We start from the raw sequence: 24235 nt of genomic DNA, 5'->3' as shown, positions 1-24235 counted from the left end.
GTAAGAAAAAGGCACCCGGTATCCCTCCGAGTGCCGCCACTAAATCCACAGTAAATAACGAGTATCAACGAGGTGAAACAGATTATGAACAGTGAATCAGTGGCAAAGGTAGTCATTATTTTCTTCCTCCTTTCCTGTAAGTGGACTTTTTTACGGATTTGGCTTCAGGAAACACGAATTTCGTGTTGAAGTCCGCATCGAAAGTGACCATTGCGCTGAACGGCTTGCCCTGCCTGCTCTTGAAGCCGCCGAGGACACCCGTCCTGCCTTGGGTCAGCAAGTCGTTCATTTCCGCGTCGGTGAGCGTTCGGCCTGCCATTTGGCGGAACACAGGCAGGGCGCAGTCCGGGTTGTCGCAGCGCACCACCTTGCCGTAGAACTGCATCGTGCCCGTGCCACACTTGGGGCAGACACAGCCCGATGCCTTGTGCCCGAACAGCTTGTCCGAGGCGAGCAGTTCCGTGGTTATCTTACGGGTATAGCCCTCGATGTCGCGGATGAACGCCTCGTGCGGCGTCCTGCCTTTTTCTATCTCCGCCAGTTCCTCCTCCCAGCGTCCCGTCATTTCCACGTCGGCGATGTCCATGCCCCTGACGATGGAATACAGGGCGAGCCCTTTCTCCGTCGGCACGAGCGACTTCTTCACGCGCACCATGTACTCCCTTTTGAGCAGGGTCTCGATGATGGCGGCACGGGTGGCAGGCGTGCCGATGCCGCAGTCCTTCAACGCCTGCCGCACTTCCTCGTCCTCCACGCCCTCGCGTCCGGCGGTCTCCATCGCCGCCAGCAGGGTGCTTTCGGTGTGCAGCGGCTTCGGGCGCGTCATGCCCGAACTCATCGAACAGCCGTTCATCGCCAGCGTGTCGCCTTCCTTCCAGCCGGGCAATACGGTGTCCTCCTTGTCCTCGCCATAGACCGACCGCCAGCCCGCCTTGCGCACGATGCAGCCTTTCGTCTCGAACGCCACGCCTGCACACTCCGCACGGACGGTGGTCGTGTCCTTGACACATTCCGAAGAGAATGCCTCTATCATGCGCCCCACAATCATGTCGTAGATAAGCTGCTCGTCCTTGTAGAGTGCCAGCGGACGGTTGGGTGTCACCAACAGCGCGTGGTGGTCGGTCACTTTCGAGGCGTCCACGCTGCGGCGGTTCAGTTTGTCCAAGGCTTCAATCTTCTCTGCAAAGGAGGAATGCCCCGCCAGACGGTCAAACAGCAGGGGCACTTCATCAAACACGTCCTCCGGGATGTAGCGGCTGGATGTTCTCGGATAGGTGACGAGCTTCGCCTCGTAGAGCTTCTGCACAAGGGCGAGCGTCTGCTCCGCCGTGAAGCCGTGCTTCGTGTTCGCCTCCTTTTGCAGCGTGGTCAGGTCGTACAGGAGCGGAGGGTTCTCCACCTTCTCCTTCTTTTCGACTTTGGTAACGGTTGCCGCCATTTGCTCCTTCACCTTATTATATAGGGTAGCGGCTTCCTCCTTGTCCTTCCATTTCTCCACCGAGGCGAACTTCACGACCTCACTCGTGTTTACCGACGGCGTGGTGAAATGGAGCTGGTGTACCGGTTCGGGCTGGAAACGCTTGTTCTCCCAAAACCGTTGGCAGACCATCGCCAGCGTGGGTGTCTGCACCCGTCCCACGGAATACGTGCCGCGTCCGGCGGCTACCGACAACGCCTGTGTGCCGTTGATGCCCACCAGCCAGTCGGCTTCGCTGCGGGCTTTGGCGGCTTGATAGAGGTTATCATACTCGCGCCCGTCCTTCAGTTCTTTCAGCCCCTTGCGGATGGCGGCATCGGTCAGCGAGCTTATCCACAGCCGTCGGAACGGCAGGGTGCAGCCTATATAGGCATACAGATAGCGGAATATCAGTTCCCCTTCACGGGCGCAGTCGGTCGCTACGATGATGCCGTCGCTCTCGTTCCACAGCTTGGTTATAACCTTGATTTGCTTCACCGCCGCCGCGTCCGCCTTGTAGCCCTTGTCCGTTTTTACCTGTCGGGGTATGAGTTCAAAGTTTTCAGGGATGACGGGCAGGCTGTCACGCCGGAAGCCCTTGATGCCGTACCCGTCGGGCAGGGCGAGCTGCACCAGATGCCCCAACGCCCATGTCACGTGGTAGCCGTTCCCGGTGAAATATCCTTCTTCCCTTTTCATCGCGCCGACAATCCGTGCTATCTCACGGGCGACGCTTGGTTTTTCTGCCAATATGGTAATCATGTCTTTCTCTGTTTTAATCGTTGATACTTTTGTTTTTAATGGGAATGAAACGAGGCACGGCCTTGTTTGTGGAATATGCGTGCAAGGCGGTGTATGTTCCCCGTTTCAGCCCGTCAATACTTATTGGATGGATTTAGTGGCGGCAATCAGGACACCTTCATGCCTTTGGATTTCTTGGTCTGCTGCTTTTGCTGCACATCGTCCTTCGGGGCGGTCTGACCCTGCTGCAACGGCTCTTTCACGTGCTTGGTCGCTTCGTTGGTCTTCCCCTCGTTGTTCACGGCAAGCTGTGTACGGCTCTCGTTGGACGGCGCGACGGTCTGTGCGAGGTCGGGGTTCTGCGAGTAGGTCAGCGGACGGCCTTTCTCGAAGTTGAACTTCAGGTACTTTGTGCAGGGCTGTCCTTGGTCGTCCTTCGCGTTGGCGAGCACTACCGTCTTGCCCGCTACATAGTCGGCAATCTGTTGGTCGGTAAACGTGTCGTCCTTCCATTTCTTGATGGGGCGGATGCTCCCGTCCTCATTCGTCCACGAGCGGTTGCGGCGTTGGCCCTCACCGTTGTTGTCCTGTTTCTGCCCCTGTGCGTCTGGCTTTTCCTGCGGTTTTCCTTGACGCTGTGCCTGTTGCTGTCTCTGTTGCCCCGGCACAAACTCCACGTCGCGCTTGTCGGCGTTCACCTGCAACAGGGCTTGGAACTTGCGTCCGTTGGAAAGCGTCACTTCCTTGGGCAAGGGCAGTCCCGCACGGAGGATATCCTGTTCCTCTTTTGAAAGATGGGTCTGCCCGATTTTGTTCGGGATGCGCACCTTGTCGGCGGGGATGTCCACGATTTCATTTGTCAAACGGTCGATGCTGATGTAGTGGGGCTTGATTTCTCCCGTCTTCTCGTTGGCGAAGTTGACGAGCTTGCCGAGGTTGCCCGTGCGTTTCAACGTCTTCTTGTCCTCGTCGGTGAACGTGTAGCCTCTGTGGGGGATGTCAAGGCGCGGCTCGTTTCGGATGAAGTGGGGTGTCAGCTTCAGCTTGCCGTCCTCCGCCTTCTGGAAGGACAATCGGGCTTGCAATTCGTAGCTCTCATAGCCGAAGGTCGGCTTCACCGTTACCAGCCCCGTCTTGCCGTAGTTCATCAGGGCTTTCATGTCCTTTTCCGAAAGTTGCTCCTTGTCAATGCCGCACTTGCGCAGTTCCGCCCAGTCCACGTCGCCGTCCGCTATCAGGTTCGGCTTTGGCTGTGCCGTGGCTTCTTGTGTTTCAGCTACCTGTGGCTGCTGAACATCTTTCTCTTGTTTCAGTTCTTCTTTCTTTTCCATTTCTTCTGTCTTTTTGATGGGTTCGTTGTCATTGTTCTCTTGTTTCACATTCTCTGTTTCTGCTTGTTGTTGGTACTTGGCGGTGTCCACCTTGTGCGAGGCAAGTATCTCCGCGTTTGCCACGGGGTCTTTCAGAAAGTCCTTAATAACGGGTAGCAGCGTGTCCACCGCATCCGCCGCCACCCGGTAGAAGCCGAAGCGTGTCGGCTCCTTGCACTGGCGGTAGAAGTTCTTGAAGAAATTGTCAATCACGTCCCCGTGGCGGTCGAAGCGCAGGAAGTCCTGCGAGTGTTCCGGCTTCGCGGGCTTCGTCTTGGGATAGCCCTTGCCGTCCAGCCCGGCAACCACGCTGATTTCGCCCGTCTTTTCGTCGCGGACGACCAGCACGTCCTCTTGCTTTTTCTTTTTCTGTTCCATTTCCGATGTTTTTTAATAGGTTATTAAAATCACAGCTTGCGCCATTCGTCTATTTCTTTCTCATATACTTCCAAGTGGCGGCGGACGATGTTTTCCGTAAGTCCTGAAACACTCATTTTCCGTTCTCCGAACAACCGGACAATCCGGTCCAGCCTGTCACGGGTTTCTTTACTGAGGAATACAGGCTTGCGGTCTTCAATGGAAGGCACGGGCAGGTAAATCCGTTTATAATCTGCCAAGGCTTCCTTGCAGGTTGCCAGACTCGATTTCTGTTCTCTGTTTTCAGCCGTCATGGCCATGTTTTCTTTTTCTGTTGTCCTCATTTTTACTTTTATTTTTTAGGTGAATACTTCTTGTTGCCCGGTCTTTTGCCGGATTTGTTCTTTGGGGCTTCCATGCCGGGTTGCTCTTTCATGCGGAGCACCTTGGTGCCGCCTTGCAGCACTTCCTCCATATTCTGGCTGATGAACTCCAGCACGTCCGATTCCTTGTAATAGGTCTTGTGCCCGATCCGTTGGTAGCGGAGCCTGTACTTGCTTCGGAAGCGTTGCAGCGACCGCTTGCTTGTCCTCAGCATCTCGCACAGGTCCTGGTTGTCGTACAACCGTTCCCCGTCCAGGTACTTCACTCCGGCGGCATCCTTGTTTACCAGCACCGAGATGATCCGGTCCTGGCGGTCGAAGCGTTCCATGATGCGGCCCATCCATTCCTCGAAGGTGTCCCGCCCGAGCGTTCCCGCCGTCTTCGGGATATTCTCCTTCTTGAAGATTCTGGCGGCTTGCCCGCCACTGCTTCCCGCCGCTTCCACGGCCGGGTCCTGTTTCATTTTCTCTGTATCCATATCGTTCCTTGTTGATGATTACGCTGCAAAAATCGGTATTGCGCAAGAGGTGTTTTCCATAGTCGTTACCGAGTCGGCAATGATTTTTTTGAAAAGTCTCGTCCGGCAGGTCTGAAAAGGCTTTTATGCCGCTATTTTCATCCATCATAGTACATGGAGAGCCTTAGACCTTATATTATATATACATTATGGAGCGGGGCAGGAACTGGAATAGGAATGATTGGAAGATAGATGTACCCGAAGAACGCCAACGGTTGCCACGGCAACGCCAAATGCTGCCACGCGACTGACAAACGGTGGACTCTGCCTGTAAATCCGTTTACTTTGCAGCGTAATCACAATTAAACGGTAATCTTATGGAAAATGTAATCGTAATCGAGCAAAAGACTTTTGAGGAATTAATGGCACGTTTCAACCGGCTGGCCGGAATGGTGGACAGGTTCTGCCGCAAGGCGGAGGAGAAACGCCTCAGTGAATGGCTGGACAGCACGGAGGTGTGCCAGATCCTGCAAATCAGCCCGCGCACCTTGCAGACACTGCGCGACAATGGCACGCTGGCCTATTCACAGATTGTGCGTAAAATGTTTTACCGGGCGGAAGACGTGCGGCGCATCGTGCCGCTGGTGGAGGAACGCCGCAGCCTGGCGGCCTTGAAAGGAAAAACTATTTGAGAAGGGTTAAAAGAGTATCACTTAAATCAGACTGACAATGAATGAATTGATGACCAGAGAAAGCGGGCAGATGGCCGCGCTGTTCAGAATGTTGGAACACGCATTGGACCACATTGAGTTATTGACCGAAAACTACCGTCCGGTATTGGGCGGGGAACGCTACCTGACGGACCGGGAAGTGGCGAAGCTGCTAAAGACCTGCCGCCGGACCTTGCAGGAATACCGCGATGCGGGACGCATGTCTTATATCCAGCTGGGAGGGAAAATCCTGTACCGGGAGTCGGACATCGAGCGGCTACTGAAAGAGGGTTATCGGGAGGCATTCCGCAATGGAACCTGAGAAGGACATGGAAAAACAGTAGGTGGCGGTGGAGGTCGTGTACGCATTGAAAAGTGGACCATCCTTTCCGGTATTTGCAAAAACACTTGCAACTGACCGGACACCTGTAGGAATGTACGAAAGCGGCGCATCACGGGAGATAATCCTCTCATGATGCGCCGCTTCCTTGTGCGTGGGTGGATAATACGGTCAATTCCGCACCATTTGCCAATGCGGACTGACCGGAAAGATGAACAGGCGGGCGGTATTCCGTCCACCGTGGCAAGTGAATTTTCCGATGACCTGTTCACGCAGCCGCTTTGCCCCATAGGTGTGAAGACGGAAAGCAAGGGCAATGACCATCGGGAGGCCGTACAGCACGTCTGTCCCGTAGCCGTCCGGCTGGCGGACACGACGTTCTGTCTCGCCGGGATTCAGAATGCCGCTTTTGTACACGCCCTTTATCGCCGCCCGGAGCGTGGGGGCAACCACGCCGAACAGTTCCATCAGTTCCGGTTCGTTCATCCAGACAGCTGTACCGGATACTTCCGGCACATGAAGTACGCCGTGTTCGTCCAAGGTGATAATGTGACGTTCCATGACTTCTGACTTTTGGGTTATTCATCCATTGACATTCCGTTCCGGCTGTTGCGCCGTTCCATCAGGCGGTCCATGTCTTTTGATATCTTGCAGTCGGTAATCTGCGCATAGATCTGGGTACTGTTGATGTCGGCATGGCCCATCATTTTCGCCGCGCTTTCTATGGAAATACCCTCGGAGACCAGAAAGGTACCGAAGGTATGTCTTGCGGCATGATGGGAAAGGTTCTTCTTGATACCCAGCATGACACCCAGCCCGTGGATGTCGTACCAGAGGATGTCGCGTTTAGGCAGGGGGAACACGGGACGGGTATCGTCCGTGGTGTTGTACAGTTCCAGTATCCGCCGCGCGGCCGGGTGCAGGGGTACGAAGGTCTCCACCTCGGTCTTTTCCCTCGGCTTGCGGATATAGAGCCTGCCCTCCGAAGTCTTGCCGATGTGGCGGGGGTACAGGTTATACACGTCCGCGTACGCCAGACCGGTCAGTGAGGAGAAGATGAACATGCGGCGGGCCAGCTCCACCTTGGGATCCGGCATCGGCGTGGCCATAAGACGCTTCAGCTCGCTGCGGCTGATGTGGCGCATCTTGGGCGGGTCCTTCTTTTCGTAATGCACGTCCTCCAAGGGGTTGCACCGGAGCACGCCTTCATCCACTGCGATGTAGATAAGCCGGTTTAGCCAACACAGGCAGTGGTTCACGTGCCCGGAGGCATAGCCCAGTTCCTTTTTCAGGAACAGTTTGAACGAATGCCCGAACTCCTCCGTGATATCGGAAAAGGCGATGTCTTCCAGACCACGGGACTGGAGGAACTGTTTCAGGTTGAGCTGCGTGGTCTTCGACTGCCGGAACGTGGAAGTCGAATGGATTTGTTCGGCACGCAGCCTGAGCCGTTCCCGTTCCGCTTCGCCGCCTTTGAGAAGGGTCTGGGGAATGGTCGCCACACCCGTCACGGCGTTTTTCAGCAGTTCGGCACTGACCGCCCCCTGTTCTTTCAGCAGGCGGTCATAAGCCCGTTCCAAATTCAGGCGGAACTCTGCCAGGCGGTTGTTCTCACGGGGCTGGCGGATGGTCCCCGTCCGGCTGTCCCATTCCTCCGGACGGCAAAAGATACCGGTCGTGATGAGGATGCTCTTGCCGTCGATGGACACACGGCAAAGGACGGCGGTCGTGCCGTCGGACTTGATTCTTTTTCGATTGATATAGGGCAATATCTTGAAAGTGCTACGCATGATGGTTCTTTTTAGCTGATGTTTTACATTTATATATTTCACAATTTCGTTTCTATCGTCCTTACCTATAAGACTAACTCAAGGTCTTTGGTCGCCTCAATGAAGCGGTCCATATCCTCGAACAGCTTTTTCGGGGTAACTCGGGCATAAATCTGGGTCGTTTTTATATTGTTATGTCCCAGCATCTTACTGATGGTTTCGATGGGTACGCCCTCTTCGAGCGTGACCAGCGAGGCAAACGAGTGCCTTCCCATATGATAGACGAGTTCGGTCGTCAGTCCGGCAAGGACGCGCAGGATTTTCATGTTCGCCCGGAGCGTGCTGTACAGCTGGTTGGGGAACAAGGTCTCCCGTGAATTATCCCGGTATTTCTCTATCAGGGCAATGGCTTCGGGCAACAGCTTGACACGCGCCTTCAGTTCGTTCTTCTTCCGCCGGTATTTCAACCACAGGCTGCCTTCGTCATCGGTGTACAGGTTCTCACGGGTAATGGAGATGGTGTCCGCGTAGGCGGTTCCGGCATAACAGGCAAACAGGAAGAGGTCCCTCGTAAGGACGAGGGAGCGGCGCTTTTCCGGAATATCCAAGTCACGCAGTTTCTCGAAGTCCTCGCGGCTTAATGCCTTCGGGGTGGTCTCTTTCTGCTTGGGTATCTTGAAATGCAGGAAATGGTACCGTTCGGAAAAGCCTTCCTTGTACGCAATCCGGCAGATCCGTTTCAGCAGGGCCAGGTGATGCCGCGAGGTCTGGTTGGAATACCCGCATTTTACTTCGATATAGGATTGGTATTCCCGGATGAACTGTTCGTTCAATGCGCCGAAGGCGATGTCCTTCACCTTGTACTTTTTCTTGACAAACTCGCCGAGCGTCTTCCGCGCATAATGGTAGGTGCTCATGGAGGAAGCGCACACATCGATACCGATGCGCTCCCTCGTTTCCTCGATGTGCCGGTCGAACAGCCGGAGCAGGGTCATCTGGGTTTCCATGCTTCCTTGGAAGAGGTTCTTCACGTCCGCAGCGGCGAAATCGCGTTTCCTTTCTTGCAGTTCATTAAACGCCGCATGGATGGCCAGCAGGAGTTTCTCGATTTTCGCATTGGTTTCCACCGCCTCGCGGCTCTTTCCTTCCAGACGGTTTTCCCGCACATTCCACAGCTTGGGCGTGCACGAGAGTTTGGTGCTGAACTGTGCCACCGTCCGGTTCAATGTGATGCGTCCCATGATGGGAGCTTTGCCCGATTTGTCGGGTTCGGTCTTTTTCAAAAACAGCAAGACCTTGAATTTCTCAATTTTCATACGCCTACATTTTTTGAGTGCAAAGTTATTATGAATGTAAGCGTTCATCGCTACGCAAAATACTGAGTATCATAGAAAAGCAACCCGTCGAAGAACTTTTTTCAATCATCCGGTTAACACGGCAGGTTTCCGAAACAACCTGTTAACGGTTAAGAAACGGAACCGATTCAGCATTCCGTCTGAATCCGTTTTTGAAAGGTGTGCCAGATAATGAAATGCGGCTCATTTCTAACAAATTATGTTTCTAACGCGCTGTTCTATTTGATGTTGCTATGCTAATGAGTTCCCACGTTGCCCGCCATAGTTTCGCCACAGTCTTAAAGAGATCAGGAGTGAATACCTCTTTAATCTGTGAGGCTTTAGGTCACAGTTCAGAGAGAGTAACCCAAATCTATCTGGACAGTTTCGGTAATGACCAAATGGAAGACGCAATGAAAAATCTACTCTAAACCCAAGAATCCTGTTTCCAGAAATGGGGATGGGATTCTTTTTTATCCTTTATCTTTGCACCATCACCATTTAATAGAAGAATCTCATGTTTACACTTCCAGACAAATTACCCCATGACGATCAACTTCCCGCATTGGAGTACGTCTTTCATTTGGCTACATTAATAGAACCTTTTGAGGACTTCTGCGGATCGCCATTGCTTGATCGGTATATCTCACGTTACAATACATCTGCAATCAAATTTAAAAAGCTGGATAAATTGAAAGCAAGGCTGAATGAATTTCTTTCTCATGAAGAATTTGGAGAGACACTAACTTCCTTTGAACTGGACACTGAAAAATTCTGGCATTTATTATTATTCGTATATGATTTCTCTTACAATCAATGTACGGACGGGATCAAACACATATCCTCATTGACAGCCTTACAAACCATTATTGACAAAATAACGGAAAATACAGAACTTCACTCGTTGCAATCTCCCACTTTCAAAGAAGAAACAAAGATTACATTTTGCATCGGAAAGAAGAAATATACCATTGAGGATTGCCCTACTATACTTCGTATATGTTCAAGGCTTAAAGAGGATATTGACACCTCTGACGATTGGAATTGGCAAAGCATTAAATCCTATATGAAGCCTGAAACTTCTGAATCCACTTCCGTATTGGCTTACGCCTTCTATCTTTATTTTACAACTTTCTTCAACTCCTATCAGCCCATCATTTCCAAACGGAAGATAAAAGATTCACCATCTAAAAAGGAAAAGCAACTGATTGGCGATTTAATTTTCTTCACAGGAATTATCCAAAATGAAAGCATATCAACCGATCCAGACTACTTGAAAACGCTGATAAAGAGATATAAAGACTATCAACTGCCAAACGGAGCTTTCACATACTAATCAAGGGGAACAAATTTGTCCCCTTTTTTTGTTCCTACCCCACCCGCCAAAATACCCGCACCTTTGCAGCGTAATCAACAACGAGAGGTGCACATCTCGATTCACTGATTACCTGAACTCCCGAACAGGAAAGAGGGAAGAACAAAAATAAAAAAGAGATGGTAACATTAAACATTAATTTCGAAAACAAAACAGTAAGAGAGTATGACAACATGGGTGCACACAATGCAACCAAACTGATGATGAGTAAATACGAAAACCTGACCATCCAGTTCAAAACCGGTAAAGACAAATTCCCTTACGCTTGGTTGGAATCTCGAAGCATGGCAGGCTTCAAACTGATCTTGAATCAAAAAGAACTTACTTGGCTGATGGGATATTTGAAGGAAGGAAAAACAGAAGATTTCGGAACTGAACCAAAAAATGTAGCAGCCTACAAAGAAGATAAAGACAATGATTTGCAACTCGCAATGTTCAAGCAGTTGATCGAAAGCGGTAAAGTCCTGCAATTCGTTCCTTTATTCCGCGAGACTAACGGATATATCACCGCTTATGCCTCTTATAAAAAAGGAAAGATCATATTTCGATTGAAAAGAACGGATGATTTGATGGAATATCTGACTGAAAAAGAATTGATCTGATAAAAGAAAAACAATGAGAGGAAGTATATTCCGCTTCCTCTCTCATTTACGAACCATTTAAAACAGAAAAGACGATGAATACTCAAATAATTCAAATCAATAAAAACGAAAACGGTAAAATCCAATATCTGACAGAAGTACTCCCTATGATCCCAGCCAATACCATATTATATAAAACACTTACAGGTTTGGGAGCCACTTACGGAGAGTTAAAAGCAGACCGTAATTCCATCATTATCGAACCGAACGTCCCTGTTATCGTGGGCAAATGCAATGATCCGAAACATAAAGGCGACAGCCTATTTGGAGTCTACGAAGGTGTTTATACGGAAGATGTCATTAAGTATCTGGAAAAATCAGCAGATAAGAAAACAAAAATCCTGACTACTCCCGAAAGTTTTCACAAAGTGAAAGACGCTTTTGAATTGATGGATATGGATATATATGGTACATGCTTCCTGTTGTTCGATGAATGCCATAAGATCGTGAAAGATGCAGATTACAGATCGGATATAACTCTTCCGTTCGATGATTTCTTCTTGTTCAATGAAAAGGCTTTGGTATCTGCAACTCCCATTTCTTTCAGTGATCCCCGTTTTGAAAGCCAAAAGTTCCAGACCATAAAGATCGAACCGACCTTTGAGTATAAACTCCCGATCAAGCTGATTCATACCAACAATGTACTGGAGCAATTAAAAAGGGAACTTGACAAATTGGACACGACAATATGTTTCTTTATCAATTCAACGGATATGATCCATTCCTTTATCAAACAACTGGATATTGAAAATGAATCTACCGTATTCTGCGCAAAGAAGAGCGTGGAGAAACTGAAAAGTAAGAAATTCAAACAGGCATTCGAGCAATGGAGCAAATCCCAAATGAAGAAATACAACTTCTTCACCAGTCGTTTCTACAATGCGCTGGACATTGAACTGGAAATAAAACCTACGGTCATTATGATTTCAGAGGTATATTTTTCAGAATATTCCATGATCGATCCACATACGGATGCGATACAGGCAATCGGGAGATTCCGTAATGGAGTAAACAGTATATATCACATTTTCAATACAAATCCCAATTTACCAGTCCGCACGAAAGAAGAGGTTGATATTTACTTGCAAGTGAGCAAAGAAGTTTATAACAAAATAAAGACATTTTACGACTGTGCAACTTCCGAAGAAGCAAGAAACGCTTATCGTGAAGCATTGAAAGTACTGCCATTCAACAAAATGTTGGATAAAGAAGGAAGAGAGAATTTCTTTGCTATCGACAACTATGTGGATGAAGCCCTACTCAAATCAAGTTATAATGAGAAAGAAGAACTGATTGCAAGTTACAAACGCAACCCCTTGTTCGACTTGGATGTGGAATCTGCTTATTTCCCTTTCGGAGATTTCGAACGATTAAAAAAAGAAAGTAAATATGCTTCTTTGAAAGATAAACGTAAAGAAGTTGTTAACCTATTGGAATCGTTGAATGGTGATGATGAAACCGAGATGATCCGTAACTGTAAAGACGAATTGAGAAAGGCTGATCCGTTTATTTACGAAGCATACGAAGAGATTGGAAAGGAGATGATCGAATCTCTGGATTATTCCGTAAAACGAATCAAAGAGGCTATGATCTTAAAACAATACAGGGAAAAGACAGAAGGCACAGAATTTATCCAGTTGATAAAGAACTCCTTCACTGTGGGACAAAGATATACGAAGAAACACATCAAAGAGGAATTAACCCGTATTTATGCACTTACCGGAGTAACTCCCCAAAAGACGATCACAGGACAATCCATAATAGAGTTTTTCCATGTGAAAGAGATTAACACTGGTGGAAGTCGTAAATTTTTATTAGTTGAATCGAAGATATGACAGTGCAACATTTTTGAGAGAATAATGATTTTATAGACCCTGTTCAAAAAATGTTGCGTGATCTCAGAAAAACAAACTTCTACTATGAATCAGAATCCTTCGGAAACTTACTTCGAAGGATTTTTTATTTATGAGCCTTTATATCAAAATAATTTTCTTCAAACCAAATTACAGAGATAAAACATGCCTCAACTTTGAAAAATCACTATAAATCAAGCTATCATGTATGACACGCGGGCTTAACTTCACTTATCTTAAAGACCCCCCTCAGTAGATGATAGAGAAGTGAAAAATATGCAAGTAATCTACCTATGAATCTCTTTTTCAAAAACGGATAAATGCCTATCCGAACTCTGGAAACGGAGGAAAGAGATTTTTAACGGATAGAGATTTAATGACGGATTGCGGTATTTTCCCCCTTTTCTCTTTTATATGGTGTAATCCTCAACACTACAAAGGATTAAAACCAAGTCAATACACAGGAATTATCAACAAAAATCAAATTTATATCATTATGGAAAGTCAGTACAAGGTATGTGAAGTGAAACTCACTTACAAGTCAAAGATTAAAGCCTCTGAAAGAGAGAAAATCTTTTCCGCTGAAGATGCTTATAAAATCCTTTTGTCTGTATTTGATTCTGAAACAATACAGTACAAAGAGTTTTTCAAAGTCATTTTAATGAATAAAGCCAACAAGGTATTAGGCATTTGCCCTATTTCAGAAGGTGGATTGAACGAAACATCTGCGGATATACGCATTATTATGCAGGCAGCAATATTGGGTAATGCTTCTGCTATCATATTGGCACACAATCACCCATCTGGAAACATACAACCAAGTATGCAAGACGATCAAGTAACAAAAAGAGTAAAGGAGACTGCCAAATTGATTGGTATCAACCTTTTGGATCATCTTATCATAACGGATGAGACTTATTACAGTTATTCTGAAAACGGACGGATTTAAGATTGTGAGATATGGAAATAATACTTTATATCTTAATTGCCGCCATTGTGTACCTGATAGTGTTGTTAATCTATCCGATCATTCCGTTTATCCTTCTTTTTACCTTCTTGTATAAGGCGATAAGGAATTAAACGATATATTTTTATTTAAACCATTGAATTATAAAACGCTTTTCGTACTTTTGTCCCAATCTCATACGCCTAAAGAGATAGGACACAGTGTGGGAGGACATACGTTTTACGAAAGGTGTTATTGAAATTATCTTCTGTTATCAAATTCTCGCAAAATTTGTATTAGAGTGAAGGTGATGGCAATAGCACCCGCATCTTTTGTTATAGACTTACCTGAAAGGGTAAACTATATCTCAATAGGTGTGGGTTGCTGTTGTTTTATCCACTCTAATGGCAATGCGAGAAGCCAGATAACAGGATAAAGCAAATACAGTTCCCACACCTTTTTTATTTATTAATTTTTCCAAAGGGAACAGGGAAAACAACAAGAATCAAAATGAATAGAATTTTTAATGTATGTATGTTTGTTATCTGTTCTTTGTTACTGTTATCCAGTTGTGATAAAGAACTAGTGAAGGGACCTGGAGAATGGGAACAGGAGAGAAGAAATAATTTTTACGATTACAAAGTAAAAAATCGAGAAGGCTTTGATATGTTAAGCATTACTCCATGTGCTTATAATGAAGATACTGTATTCTTGACAGGTATTAAAAATGAAAAAATGTGGATCGGTATGTTTAATAATCATACAAAGGAGCAATTGAAAGAATGGAACGGAACAAAAACAGTCGAACGTACAATAAAAATTGATAAAGGTTATGGCGAAACAAAGCTTTTGAATGTTACTGCATTTGATTTTAGATCAGGTATTTACAAAACGAATCGGGGATTTATTGCTGTACTTTCATATCTTCATAGAGAAAATACCTTTTTAACGACAAGTGATGTAGTTTCCAAAGATATTTTCCTTTTTAATGGTAATGAAATAATTGTCTATCCTCTTAATTATCCAACTATTGCAAATCCTTATTGGTTTCAAGGAAGTATTTTTGTATTAAATATGATTGAGGATTGTACTTATTCTATCATATTATCACCTGATGGAAAAAAGATTGCAGAATGGAAGGGGAATTTTGTAAATGGAGACTTCAATCCAGTTCCTATCTCTTATACAGAAGGAATTTTTATTGCCCGTGAAAGTGATTTCTTTATTATCAGACATAATTACCAGACGGGAAAAGATGTTTGGAAGACCTCTATCCCTTCTTTAAAAGGTGTTGAAGATAATGCCCGCATCAATTCAACAATCTTAGAACAAAGTAATCCAATCTGGAAATACCAGATTGATATTACCAATTATGACGGAAGTAAGAAACAAGTTATTTTTACTGTTGATGTGGAGACAGGAGAAGTGACAGAAGTTTAAAGATAGTTCAAATAGAAAATAAGGGTGGGACACATTTTATAGAAATGATATTATGAACATTTTTTATAAATTGTGCCCTGCTTGGTTTACAAGACATCATTATCACAAATGATCGTTTTTTTGTATGATACAATATTGAAATATAGATAATTAACAATAATATTAATCTAACATCTGTTTAAACCAACACTTAAACCAGAAATTACATAAAATCAGAAAGATAACAAAGTTGAATTGTAAATATCAATAATTCAATGTGTTATATTGAGTGTTGCCGAAATAGCTCAGTTGGTAGAGCAACGCATTCGTAATGCGTAGGTCGCCGGTTCAAGTCCGGCTTTCGGCTCACAATATCAAGCAGTTATCTTTTTAGATGACTGCTTTTTTTATGGCTTTTTCTGTGGTTTTCGTGTGGGTTTACATGGGATCATACCGAAATCCTGAGGGATTAAAATATAATCATCTCCCAAAGTATCCATTGCATCTTCCTATAAGCCCCCTGATAGTATTTAAGTATTTATTATAATCCCCGATAGTGTAAAAATAATTCCAGATAAATTTGTTTTGTATAAAATAAAAGCGTTCCTTCGTGCTGTCACTCATTTTCAGAGAGATTATAGGTATAGAGTGAACAAAAACAAAGGAGCCTTGACTGTGCAATGGGTATAGCTTGACAACTTTCAGGTCAAGCTTTTTTATAACAGTATATAACGACAAGAAATATAATAACCCAAACCTTAACTATTAGAAAGAGTGTGTTGCCTCTATATTAGAGGGACACGCTTTTTTATTGTAGTTATGTTGCAGTTCTTTTATTTAGCCCGGTTATGTACGTATAAGGAGATACCTATATTCATAGAGAATTAATTATGCATACATATTGGTGAGTCTGAATAAGAAAAAAGCAATATCCCTCACGCCTCTCAGCTGTGCTCTAAAAGCTTTGATTTTAGCATTGAAGGACTCACTCGCGGCATTGGTGGAGCGTCTTTTAAAAAAGCCAACAATATTCAAGTAGTGTGTTTGTATGGTTCTGGCAACAGTGCCAAAAGACAGGAAACCGGATTTGTCCACCTGATCATACCAATGTGCCAAACGCGTCAAGGCAATATCTGCCGATTGTGCCTGATGATATATCAACCCTAACCTCATGCTTAAGTAATAGGCCTTCTTGATATCGGGATATTCCCGGAAAAGGATTTTAGCTCTTTTTCTTTGGCTCTCCGACCACAGTTCAGTTTTTTTGAACAAAAGATAGCGGCTTCTGGCCAACAGCTGTTTTCGACTGTCCCCATTCTCAAATGTTTCAGTAACAAAAGGCTGTCCTGATGCTTTAGCGTATGTGATCTCGACCATTTCTTTATCCAAGGCTTCCCATCGTGCCTTTATCCGCATTTCCTGAACGGCTTCAAAAGCTAACTTTTGAACATGAAAACGGTCGATAACCAGCTTGGCAGCCGGGAAACAGAGACGGGCTATCCGGGCCATATTGGGTGCCATGTCCAATGTTATTTCCCGAACTTGAAACCGCCTGCGACGGGAAAGTTTGAGTATAACTTGGGATACCTTTTCTACGGATGTCCCTTTGATCATGGCGATGATTGTGCCTTTTCTTCCTTTGGCCTCTTTGTTAATCAGGATTGTATACAGTTCTCCCGACGACAGTGCCGTTTCGTCCATCCCGACGTAGGGTCCAATGTTTTTCTCGAAGAGCATCCATTCTTCGGCATGGGCACGTTGCTCCCAATTCCTGAAATGACTCAGATGATTCTTATATTGGGACTCCAACAGTTTGGCTTCCATTCCGTAATGATCCGCCAAAAGACTAATGCTAAGAGCGCGCGAGTCGATCCAATGCTTTTAAAAAAGACGCAAATTCAGTCGTTATTTGCGTTCCTTCTGCCACTAATTTCCAATTGCGGCTTACATACTTGCCAGTACTGTGATTGAACCATCTTCGTTTTTTGATAAACAACAGGCAGCTACGCCCACGCATCGGATAATCCTGCATCCTGACTTGTTCATAAAAGCCCTTGCTCTCCAAGTTATCGGTTGCATATTCTTTAGGATGTATATTCTTCTCTTCAAAATATATTTCTACCCTATCCGACTTTTCTTTGAAATCAGACAACTCAAAATAATCAAACATTCCCTCCGGAAAGATAAAACGAAGAAATTGATCGTAACTCATCTCTTTTATTTTTTTACTGCCACTAAGATACGATTTTTTCCCCTCAGGATTTCGGGATGATCCTTTACATGAGGCATGTAAACTGAGATGTAAACCATGAGTACAACAATTAGTGTCGTATGTTACAAGTCTAAAGTATTGAAAAACAATGAATCACCTTTGATGATTCGTGTTTGTAAGGATCGAAAACTCATCGGCCGGGGAGCGGCCAGTACTAAGGGATGAGATCCCCGTTCCGATGAGTGTAAAATTATAATAATTTAAATCGGTTTCCAAACTTTGTAGCCAATTGTTGCGAAGTTGTAGCCCAATTGGCCAGTGGTATGGTTTATTTCTTCCGTGTATTATGATATGTAAGATAAACCAGTTTTTCAAGGGTTGTGTCCGATGGGAACATGACCTTGTTCTCGTTACCTTGCGGATTTGGCGATGATACCCGTTAAGAGTTTAATCTTTCCACTGTCTTGACCCCTTTCACCGCGTTGATTTTTTTAGTCAACATATTTAGCGCCGTTGTGTCGCGGACCATCACTGTAAAGTTCCCCTGGAAGATCCCGTCTACCGAATCGATGTTCAGAGAGCGGAGCGTGACACCTGCTTCTTTGCTGATGACGGAAGTGATGTTGGTGACAATCGCGATATCGTCACGACCGATGACCCGGAGCGTAACAATATATCCGTTGTCTCCTTTGCCGCTCCATTTTGCTTGAATGATGCGGTAGCCAAAACGGCTGAACATCTCCTGCGCGTTTGGGCAGTCCATCCGGTGAATCTTGATTCCCTGTGTAGAGACGAAACCGAAGACCTCGTCTCCGTAGATCGGGTTACAGCATCTCGCCAACTTATATTCGATACCTGTCAGGTTTTGGTCGATCACCAGTACGTCCTTGTTCGTAGAGATCTCTTCTACTTCGGTTGTCGTGATATATTCTTCAGCACTGCGTACTTCGGTGTGCTCGTTCGTTTCTGTTTCTCGGCGGAGCTGCTCTAAATATTCGTCGATCACCTGGTTCGGGTCGAGGCGTTCTTCGGCAATCTCTACATAAAAGTCGGTGACAGTCTTGAACCCCTTTTTCTTGATGTAGCGCATCAGGGGAGCTTCCTCCATCTCGATCTTCCGGTTTTTGAAGCGGCGTTGCAACATCTCTTTGGCAAAGTCCACCGCTTTGGCCGTTTCTTCACGGAGCGCCTGTTTGATCTTTACACGCGCTTTAGAGGTGACGACGATGTTCAGCCAGTCACGCTTAGGAGTCTGGGTGGGAGCAGTGATGATGGAAACCGTATCGCCGTTGTTCAATGTATGTTTGATCGGAACATTCTTTTCGTTTACCTTGGCCGAAACACATTTACAGCCTAACTTGGTATGGATTGCGAAAGCAAAGTCGAGTACGGTCGCCCCTTTGGCCAGCTTGATCAGTTCGCCTGTCGGCGTGAAGACATAGATTTCGTCCTTATACAAGTCCATCTTGAAATCCTGCATCAAGTCAAGCGGGTTGTTCTCCTTCGTTTCCAATGCGGCCCGTACAGTATTTAGGAATTCATCCAGTCCGCTTTCCGCTTTTCCTCCTTTATATTTCCAATGTGCGGCTAGTCCCCGTTCGGCGATCTCATCCATGCGACGGGTACGTATTTGTACTTCCACCCATTTGTTCTGTGGCCCCATCACTGTGATATGCAAACTTTCGTAACCGTTCGTTTTTGGAATGGAGATCCAGTCTTTCATGCGTTTCGGGTTCGGTTGGTACATATCGGTGATGATCGAGTAGACCTGCCAGCAGTCCGAACGTTCCTTCTCATACGGTGTGTCCAGGATGATGCGGATGGCAAATAAGTCGTAGACGCCCTCGAACGGGATATTTTGCTTTTTCAGCTTATTGTTGATGGAATGGATAGACTTCGTACGTCCTTTGATGTCGAAACAGAGTCCGGCTTCTTTCAGCTTCCGTTTGATGGGGGCGATGAACTCGGCGATGTAGGCGTCTCGCGAACGCTTTGTCTCGTTCAGCTTCTGTTTGATGAAGTCATATTGCTTACGGTCGGTATATTTCAGCGACAAGTCTTCCAGTTCGCTTTTGATCGTGTACAGTCCGAGGCGGTGGGCAAGCGGGGCGTAGAGGTAAGAAACCTCCGTTGCCAGCCGTTTCCGATCTTCGTCGCTCTTCAGGAGCTTGCCGAGGCGCATCAAGCAAAGACGGTCGGCGATCATAATCAGGATCACGCGTACATCTTCAGCAAACGAGAACAACAGCTTATGGAAGTTTTCGGAGTCGACAGCCGTATTGCGGGCATAAAGGGCAGAAGTTTTCAGCAGGCGGCTGATGATCAAGGTGACATCCGCATCGAATGTAGCTTTCACTTCCTCTAAAGTGATGATCTTTTTCATGACCGGACGATAGAGTAGGAGGGCGATGACCGAGGTGCGCTTCAACCCGATCTCGACGGTGGAGATCAATGCCGTATCAATATTGCGGAGCAGGCCGTTGATGCCGTTTTTGTCTCGTCCGTAACAATCCAGAGCCACAACCCGCTTCATCAACTCCTTCATCTTGCTCAGATCTTCTTTTTTCAGGAAAGAGTATAGATGGCGTAATAATTGCTTGTACTTGGAGAAAAACTGTTTTTTCTCCTCTTCGGTAAAGAACGGTTGTATATCCATAGTCGTCTGTCTTTTTACTGCCTGTTTGAGGGCTGTCCGTAAAACATACCGTAAAAATAAGTTTTTCTACGAATATCAGTGCAATTCTAATGGTATTTTTATACATTTGCGATATACATAGGCTGGCAGGGCCTTGTAGCGTGTCTGATTATTAACTTATTAAAAAAGATATACTATGTTAAACGCAAAAGACTTAGAGTTACTGGCGGCTAAAGGGATCGGCGAAAAGCAGATTGAAGAACAGTTAGCTTGTTTCGTGAAAGGGTTTCCTTTTCTGGAAATTACAGCTTCGGCCTCGGTTGAGAAAGGGATTATGGTGATCCCGCAGGAAAAACAGGCTACTTATATGGATGCTTGGGATGCTTACTTGGCAAAGAATAAGAAGATCGTGAAGTTCGTGCCGGCTTCGGGTGCGGCAAGCCGTATGTTCAAAAACCTGTATGAGTTCCTGTCTGCCGACTATAACGAGCCTCAGAATGCGTTTGAGAAGAAGTTTTTCGACGACATCAGGAAATTTGCTTTCTATGATGCCTTGAATCAAGCTTGCATTGAGAATGAAGCGAAAGATATTCCTGCGTTGGTTGCTCTTGGAGAGTATAAAGCTGTTGTCGCCAACTTGCTGGAGCCAAAAGGACTGAACTATGGACAACTCCCGAAAGGTCTGTTGCTTTTTCATTCTTATCCGCAGACAGCCCGCGCGGCTATGGAAGAGCATTTGGCCGAAGGTGCGATGTATGCGAAGAACAATGCCGGCGAAGTGAATATACATTTCACTGTGTCGCCTGAACATAAGGCATTGTTCGAACAGTTGGTTGCTGCAAAGGCGGGAGATTATGAAGAGAAATTCTCAGTCAAATACGATATTTCTTTCAGCGTGCAGAAACCGAGTACCGATACGATTGCTGCCGATATGAACAACAATCCGTTCCGCGATAAGAGCGGTAATCTGTTGTTTCGTCCGGGTGGCCACGGAGCTTTGATCGAAAACCTGAACGATGTGGATGCCGATGTGGTGTTTGTCAAGAACATTGACAATGTGGTTCCGGATAGCTTCAAATGTTCGACTGTCATCTTCAAAAAGGTGATCGCCGGTGTGCTGGTTTCTTTGCAGGAACGTATTTTCAACTATCTGGAGCTGATCGACAGCGGAAAGTATTCGCATGACCAGGTGGAAGAGATGATTCACTTCCTGCAGGAAGAGCTGTGTGTGAAGAATCCGGAAACGAAGTTGTTGGAAGATGCCGAGTTGATCCTTTATATTAAGAGTAAGCTGAACCGTCCGTTGCGTGTCTGTGGTATGGTGAAGAATGTCGGTGAACCGGGCGGTGGTCCGTTCCTCGCTGTCAATCCGGACGGAACTGTCTCTCTGCAGATTCTCGAAAGTTCGCAAATCGATTTGAAGGACCCTGAAAAGAAAGCGATGTTCGAAAAGGGTACGCACTTCAACCCGGTAGACCTGGTTTGTGCGTTGAAGAATTATAAAGGTGAGAGGTTCAACCTGCCAGATTATGTGGACAAGAATACCGGTTTTATCTCTTATAAAAGTAAGGACGGTCGCGAATTGAAAGCGTTGGAGTTACCTGGTTTGTGGAATGGTGCGATGAGCGACTGGAATACAATCTTTGTCGAAGTGCCTATCGAAACCTTCAATCCGGTTAAGACGGTAAATGATCTGCTGCGGCAGGAACATCAATAAATAAAAGGAGTCTGAATTACGGCAAAGCTATAATTCAGGCTTTTTTCTTGAAGACCACCTCTTTTTCGTCGTCGTTTTGAAGGATGAGGTTCATATTGCTGTAATCGATTGTCCCTTCGTATAGGACTTCACCGTTAACCAGCAGTACGATGTTGTCTTTCGCCGTACGGAACCAGTGTCCCTTGTAGTCACTAACGAGCTTAACGGGTGATAATTGATAGGTTGTGCACTGGAATGTGTAATCGTTGTCAAAGGTAATGGAGGTCTTTGTTTGAGCCTCTTTCTCGTCCGGATGATAAGTGGCGTAGACGGCATCGGTGATAATGTTCTCCGGATTACAGGAAACTGTCCGGTCAAATCCGACCAGTCCGGTAATCAGGAGTTGCATATCAGGACCTTCCTCATCTGTTTCTTTGGGGATCAAATAGCCCATTACGCCGCAATTGATGGCCTCCGTCTCTCTCGGTTTCATCTCTTGGTATTTCTTTTCGACTTTGAGATATTCGCCTTTCATAGCTACCGGAAGGATGGCTCCGCTGATGCAGTCTTTCAATGTGGCGGCATCGGCATAATAGGTGAAGTCGCCGTTGAAATAAAAGATATTCGGACCGGTCGGAATCGTATCTTTCGTAAAGGTTTCTGTTTGCGCCGTTTCGTCGGATTGTTTGTTACCTGTGCAGGCAGCCAGTAACGGGAGGATGAAAAGTAATCCTATTAATTTCCTTGTTTTCATATTCTCAGTTGTTTAAAATATGAAAGAATAACAAGGAGACCTGTTACTATGTTTAAAAAAAGCCGACCATCATTGGTGGGGCTTTGTCATTTTTTAATTCCGCCTGTCCTAATGTGAAGAAGTTCCGCTTTCCAAAATACTTACGATGGAGAAAAGCGTGAAACAGATACCTCCCAATCCTGCCAGCACGCGTGCCGGAACGAAATAGTATCCGTGAACGGAACCTATCTCGAATAGGAAAGCCGACAGGAATAAGCAAGTCAACGCCGTAAAGATGGGAATCAGCGGGATACGGTTGGATAGTTTGAACTCATGCCGCCATATCTTCGACAGCAATATTACCTTGCTGGAAATACTGTAGCATACCAATCCCAAGCCGATCATGATGTAACCGGTCGAGCCAAGCGACATATTTGCCGTGCCCAGTATCAGGATCAGTCCCCAGATGATGCAGAGGCTTCCCACGACAAGAACGAGCACTGGCCATATCTTGCGTTCTGTCTGGGAGAAAATGTTCCGTATCTGTCGGGCAATGGTGGCAACCAGTGTGATCAGGCAGGTACAGATACTGGCAAGTCCGATCATTACATGTCCGGCAACGAAATATTTCGGATGTAAGCTGCTTTTGGACAATAGCACGAACGCCCATATCCAAGTTGTCAGCGCGAGAATGGCGGCAACGGAGATCAGCATCAATCCTTGTGTCCGGGTAAAGGCTTTCGGCGGTACGTCATGGTCGCTCTTTTGGGCATTTTCGGTAATCATGGTGAAACGGGTGGAAGAAGTGGCAGTCGTTGCGACACAAGCAGTGATAAACCCTACGCCGCAGATCACATGTCCCGCAACGAACGAAGCTGAGTCCGGTGAAGAATGTAGAATATGCATGCCGCCAATGATAGTCAGGACCGCTGAAAGGTAGCCAATTCCCGGAAGTGTATATTTGCTGACCTGCCCGAATGTCCCGATGATCTGACGTATGATGGTGGCTGCCGTTGAGAATAGTGCGATGCATATCATACCCAGCGAGAATATCACAGGCCCCGCCACATATCGGTTCGGATCTGTCCCGTAGGAGGTGATGAACCAGCCGTAGCCAAAACAAAACAGGGCCATGAGTAAAGGTATTGCTCTGAACAGAACGCTGATGCCGTAATTCATAGGATCATTATTTTAAGTTTCCAGACAAACAACGCCTGTCAGGGGTTTGTTCCCATTCTTTACATTTTATAAATACTTTTAGGTATAGACGGATGGCTGCCTGTGGGCCGGGAATTGTGTCCGCATCGGTTCCTAATCCGATGTGGACACAATTATAAACGGATAGGCATCAAACAAAAAAGCCGCCCGAAATAAATCGGACGGCTTTTTCGTATGGCAATAGAACCACAGAGATTACACTCTTCTTTCTTTGATTCTTGCTTTCTTACCGGTAAGAGCACGCAGGTAATACAATTTAGCGCGACGTACTTTACCAAACTTGTTAACAGTGATGCTTTCGATAAACGGAGATTCGATCGGGAAAATACGTTCTACCCCTACGTTTTCAGACATCTTACGCACTGTGAAGCGTTTTTTGTCACCATGACCGGAGATGCGGATTACAACACCTCTGTACTGCTGGATACGTTCTTTGTTACCTTCTTTAATACGGTAAGCTACTGTAATAGTGTCACCACTCTTGAATGCAGGAAATTCCTTCTTCGTAGCAAACGCTTCGTTTACAACTTTAATTAAATCCATTGTTTTATAGCTTTTTAATTGTAATTTTTAATGAAACGCAATGTAA

21 protein-coding genes, 1 tRNA gene and 3 pseudogenes are annotated in these 24235 nt (G+C 46.1%); 11 read left to right on the top strand and 14 right to left on the bottom strand.

The features are described from left to right. Positions 1–115: 115 nt before the first annotated feature. The 4 genes from NQ564_RS11245 to NQ564_RS11230 form a co-directional block, all read right to left on the bottom strand. A complete protein-coding gene (locus tag NQ564_RS11245) occupies positions 116–2218 on the bottom strand; it encodes a type IA DNA topoisomerase (RefSeq protein ID WP_227963138.1) in 2103 nt (700 codons plus the stop codon). Positions 2219–2364: 146 nt separating this feature from the next. Continuing rightward, positions 2365–3945, bottom strand: coding sequence for a DUF3945 domain-containing protein (locus tag NQ564_RS11240; RefSeq protein ID WP_008151213.1), 1581 nt, complete (start codon positions 3943–3945; stop codon positions 2365–2367). Between the two features lie 29 nt (positions 3946–3974). Continuing rightward, positions 3975–4268, bottom strand: a complete 294-nt coding sequence (locus NQ564_RS11235) for a DUF3408 domain-containing protein (protein ID WP_008151211.1) — start codon at positions 4266–4268, stop codon at positions 3975–3977. Between the two features lie 8 nt (positions 4269–4276). Beyond that, on the bottom strand, positions 4277–4786 hold the full coding sequence (locus NQ564_RS11230; RefSeq protein WP_008151209.1) for a helix-turn-helix domain-containing protein: 510 nt from the start codon (positions 4784–4786) through the stop codon (positions 4277–4279). Between the two features lie 356 nt (positions 4787–5142). Here NQ564_RS11230 and NQ564_RS11225 point away from each other — a divergent pair, with 356 nt between their 5' ends. Both NQ564_RS11225 and NQ564_RS11220 read left to right on the top strand, forming a co-directional pair. Next, positions 5143–5457: a helix-turn-helix domain-containing protein gene (locus tag NQ564_RS11225; RefSeq protein WP_008151207.1), complete on the top strand. Its 315-nt coding sequence runs from the start codon at positions 5143–5145 to the stop codon at positions 5455–5457. 37 nt (positions 5458–5494) lie between these two features. Next, entirely contained in the window at positions 5495–5797 is a 303-nt protein-coding gene (locus NQ564_RS11220; RefSeq protein ID WP_008151206.1) for a helix-turn-helix domain-containing protein, read from the top strand. A gap of 189 nt (positions 5798–5986) precedes the next feature. Here NQ564_RS11220 and NQ564_RS11215 read toward each other — a convergent pair whose 3' ends face one another. The 3 genes from NQ564_RS11215 to NQ564_RS11205 all read right to left on the bottom strand — a co-directional run bounded on the left by NQ564_RS11215 (position 5987) and on the right by NQ564_RS11205 (position 8900). Further along, positions 5987–6376, bottom strand: a complete 390-nt coding sequence (locus NQ564_RS11215) for a hypothetical protein (RefSeq protein WP_008151204.1) — start codon at positions 6374–6376, stop codon at positions 5987–5989. Between the two features lie 17 nt (positions 6377–6393). Beyond that, entirely contained in the window at positions 6394–7605 is a 1212-nt protein-coding gene (locus NQ564_RS11210) for a site-specific integrase (protein ID WP_039848306.1), read from the bottom strand. Between the two features lie 65 nt (positions 7606–7670). Then, positions 7671–8900 (bottom strand): site-specific integrase, encoded by a 1230-nt coding sequence (locus NQ564_RS11205; RefSeq protein WP_039848288.1) that lies wholly within the window; start codon positions 8898–8900, stop codon positions 7671–7673. A 281-nt stretch (positions 8901–9181) separates the two neighbouring features. On the opposite strand from NQ564_RS11205, the pseudogene NQ564_RS11200 reads away from it, so the two are divergent. The 7 genes and pseudogenes from NQ564_RS11200 to NQ564_RS11170 all read left to right on the top strand — a co-directional run. Further along, positions 9182–9349: pseudogene (locus NQ564_RS11200) on the top strand (tyrosine-type recombinase/integrase); the annotation flags it as partial. Between the two features lie 86 nt (positions 9350–9435). Beyond that, positions 9436–10254 carry a hypothetical protein gene (locus tag NQ564_RS11195; RefSeq protein ID WP_129650106.1) on the top strand — a complete coding sequence of 273 codons (819 nt, stop codon included), beginning with the start codon at positions 9436–9438 and terminating at the stop codon, positions 10252–10254. 158 nt (positions 10255–10412) lie between these two features. Continuing rightward, entirely contained in the window at positions 10413–10895 is a 483-nt protein-coding gene (locus tag NQ564_RS11190; protein ID WP_008151192.1) for a hypothetical protein, read from the top strand. Between the two features lie 74 nt (positions 10896–10969). Beyond that, positions 10970–12769, top strand: coding sequence for a DEAD/DEAH box helicase family protein (locus NQ564_RS11185; protein ID WP_008151190.1), 1800 nt, complete (start codon positions 10970–10972; stop codon positions 12767–12769). A gap of 514 nt (positions 12770–13283) precedes the next feature. Beyond that, positions 13284–13736 carry a JAB domain-containing protein gene (locus tag NQ564_RS11180; RefSeq protein WP_039848305.1) on the top strand — a complete coding sequence of 151 codons (453 nt, stop codon included), beginning with the start codon at positions 13284–13286 and terminating at the stop codon, positions 13734–13736. A 507-nt stretch (positions 13737–14243) separates the two neighbouring features. Continuing rightward, positions 14244–15173 (top strand): hypothetical protein, encoded by a 930-nt coding sequence (locus NQ564_RS11175; RefSeq protein WP_039848287.1) that lies wholly within the window; start codon positions 14244–14246, stop codon positions 15171–15173. Between the two features lie 273 nt (positions 15174–15446). Next, positions 15447–15519, top strand: a tRNA-Thr gene (locus NQ564_RS11170). Positions 15520–16040: 521 nt separating this feature from the next. On the opposite strand, the gene NQ564_RS11165 is transcribed toward NQ564_RS11170, so the two are convergent. Both NQ564_RS11165 and NQ564_RS11160 read right to left on the bottom strand, forming a co-directional pair. Further along, positions 16041–16976 (bottom strand): ISAon1 family transposase, encoded by a 936-nt coding sequence (locus NQ564_RS11165; RefSeq protein ID WP_129650104.1) that lies wholly within the window; start codon positions 16974–16976, stop codon positions 16041–16043. 28 nt (positions 16977–17004) lie between these two features. Next, positions 17005–17364: an ISAon1 family transposase N-terminal region protein gene (locus NQ564_RS11160; RefSeq protein ID WP_087375557.1), complete on the bottom strand. Its 360-nt coding sequence runs from the start codon at positions 17362–17364 to the stop codon at positions 17005–17007. 96 nt (positions 17365–17460) lie between these two features. Here NQ564_RS11160 and NQ564_RS19410 point away from each other — a divergent pair. Continuing rightward, positions 17461–17553: pseudogene (locus NQ564_RS19410) on the top strand (hypothetical protein); the annotation flags it as partial. A gap of 61 nt (positions 17554–17614) precedes the next feature. Here NQ564_RS19410 and NQ564_RS11155 read toward each other — a convergent pair. After that, a pseudogene (locus NQ564_RS11155) lies at positions 17615–17811 on the bottom strand (IS256 family transposase); the annotation flags it as partial. Further along, positions 17804–20020: a RelA/SpoT family protein gene (locus tag NQ564_RS11150; protein ID WP_008151182.1), complete on the bottom strand. Its 2217-nt coding sequence runs from the start codon at positions 20018–20020 to the stop codon at positions 17804–17806. The gene NQ564_RS11150 and the pseudogene NQ564_RS11155, both read right to left, overlap by 8 nt. A gap of 175 nt (positions 20021–20195) precedes the next feature. Here NQ564_RS11150 and NQ564_RS11145 point away from each other — a divergent pair, with 175 nt between their 5' ends. Then, positions 20196–21716: a DUF4301 family protein gene (locus tag NQ564_RS11145; RefSeq protein ID WP_008151181.1), complete on the top strand. Its 1521-nt coding sequence runs from the start codon at positions 20196–20198 to the stop codon at positions 21714–21716. Positions 21717–21750: 34 nt separating this feature from the next. On the opposite strand, the gene NQ564_RS11140 is transcribed toward NQ564_RS11145, so the two are convergent. The 3 genes from NQ564_RS11140 to rplS form a co-directional block, all read right to left on the bottom strand. Further along, positions 21751–22449 (bottom strand): hypothetical protein, encoded by a 699-nt coding sequence (locus NQ564_RS11140; RefSeq protein WP_008151180.1) that lies wholly within the window; start codon positions 22447–22449, stop codon positions 21751–21753. Positions 22450–22557: 108 nt separating this feature from the next. After that, complete coding sequence (locus tag NQ564_RS11135) at positions 22558–23607, bottom strand: DUF2776 domain-containing protein (protein ID WP_008151179.1); 1050 nt, start codon at positions 23605–23607, stop codon at positions 22558–22560. A gap of 234 nt (positions 23608–23841) precedes the next feature. Next, positions 23842–24189, bottom strand: a complete 348-nt coding sequence (rplS, locus tag NQ564_RS11130) for a 50S ribosomal protein L19 (protein WP_005645840.1) — start codon at positions 24187–24189, stop codon at positions 23842–23844. Positions 24190–24235 lie beyond the last annotated feature (46 nt).

It is taken from the genome of Parabacteroides johnsonii DSM 18315 (assembly GCF_025151045.1).
GTDB lineage: Bacteria > Bacteroidota > Bacteroidia > Bacteroidales > Tannerellaceae > Parabacteroides > Parabacteroides johnsonii.
Note: the sequence above shows the minus strand (reverse complement) of the source record. Positions and strands in the feature narration are given on the sequence as shown.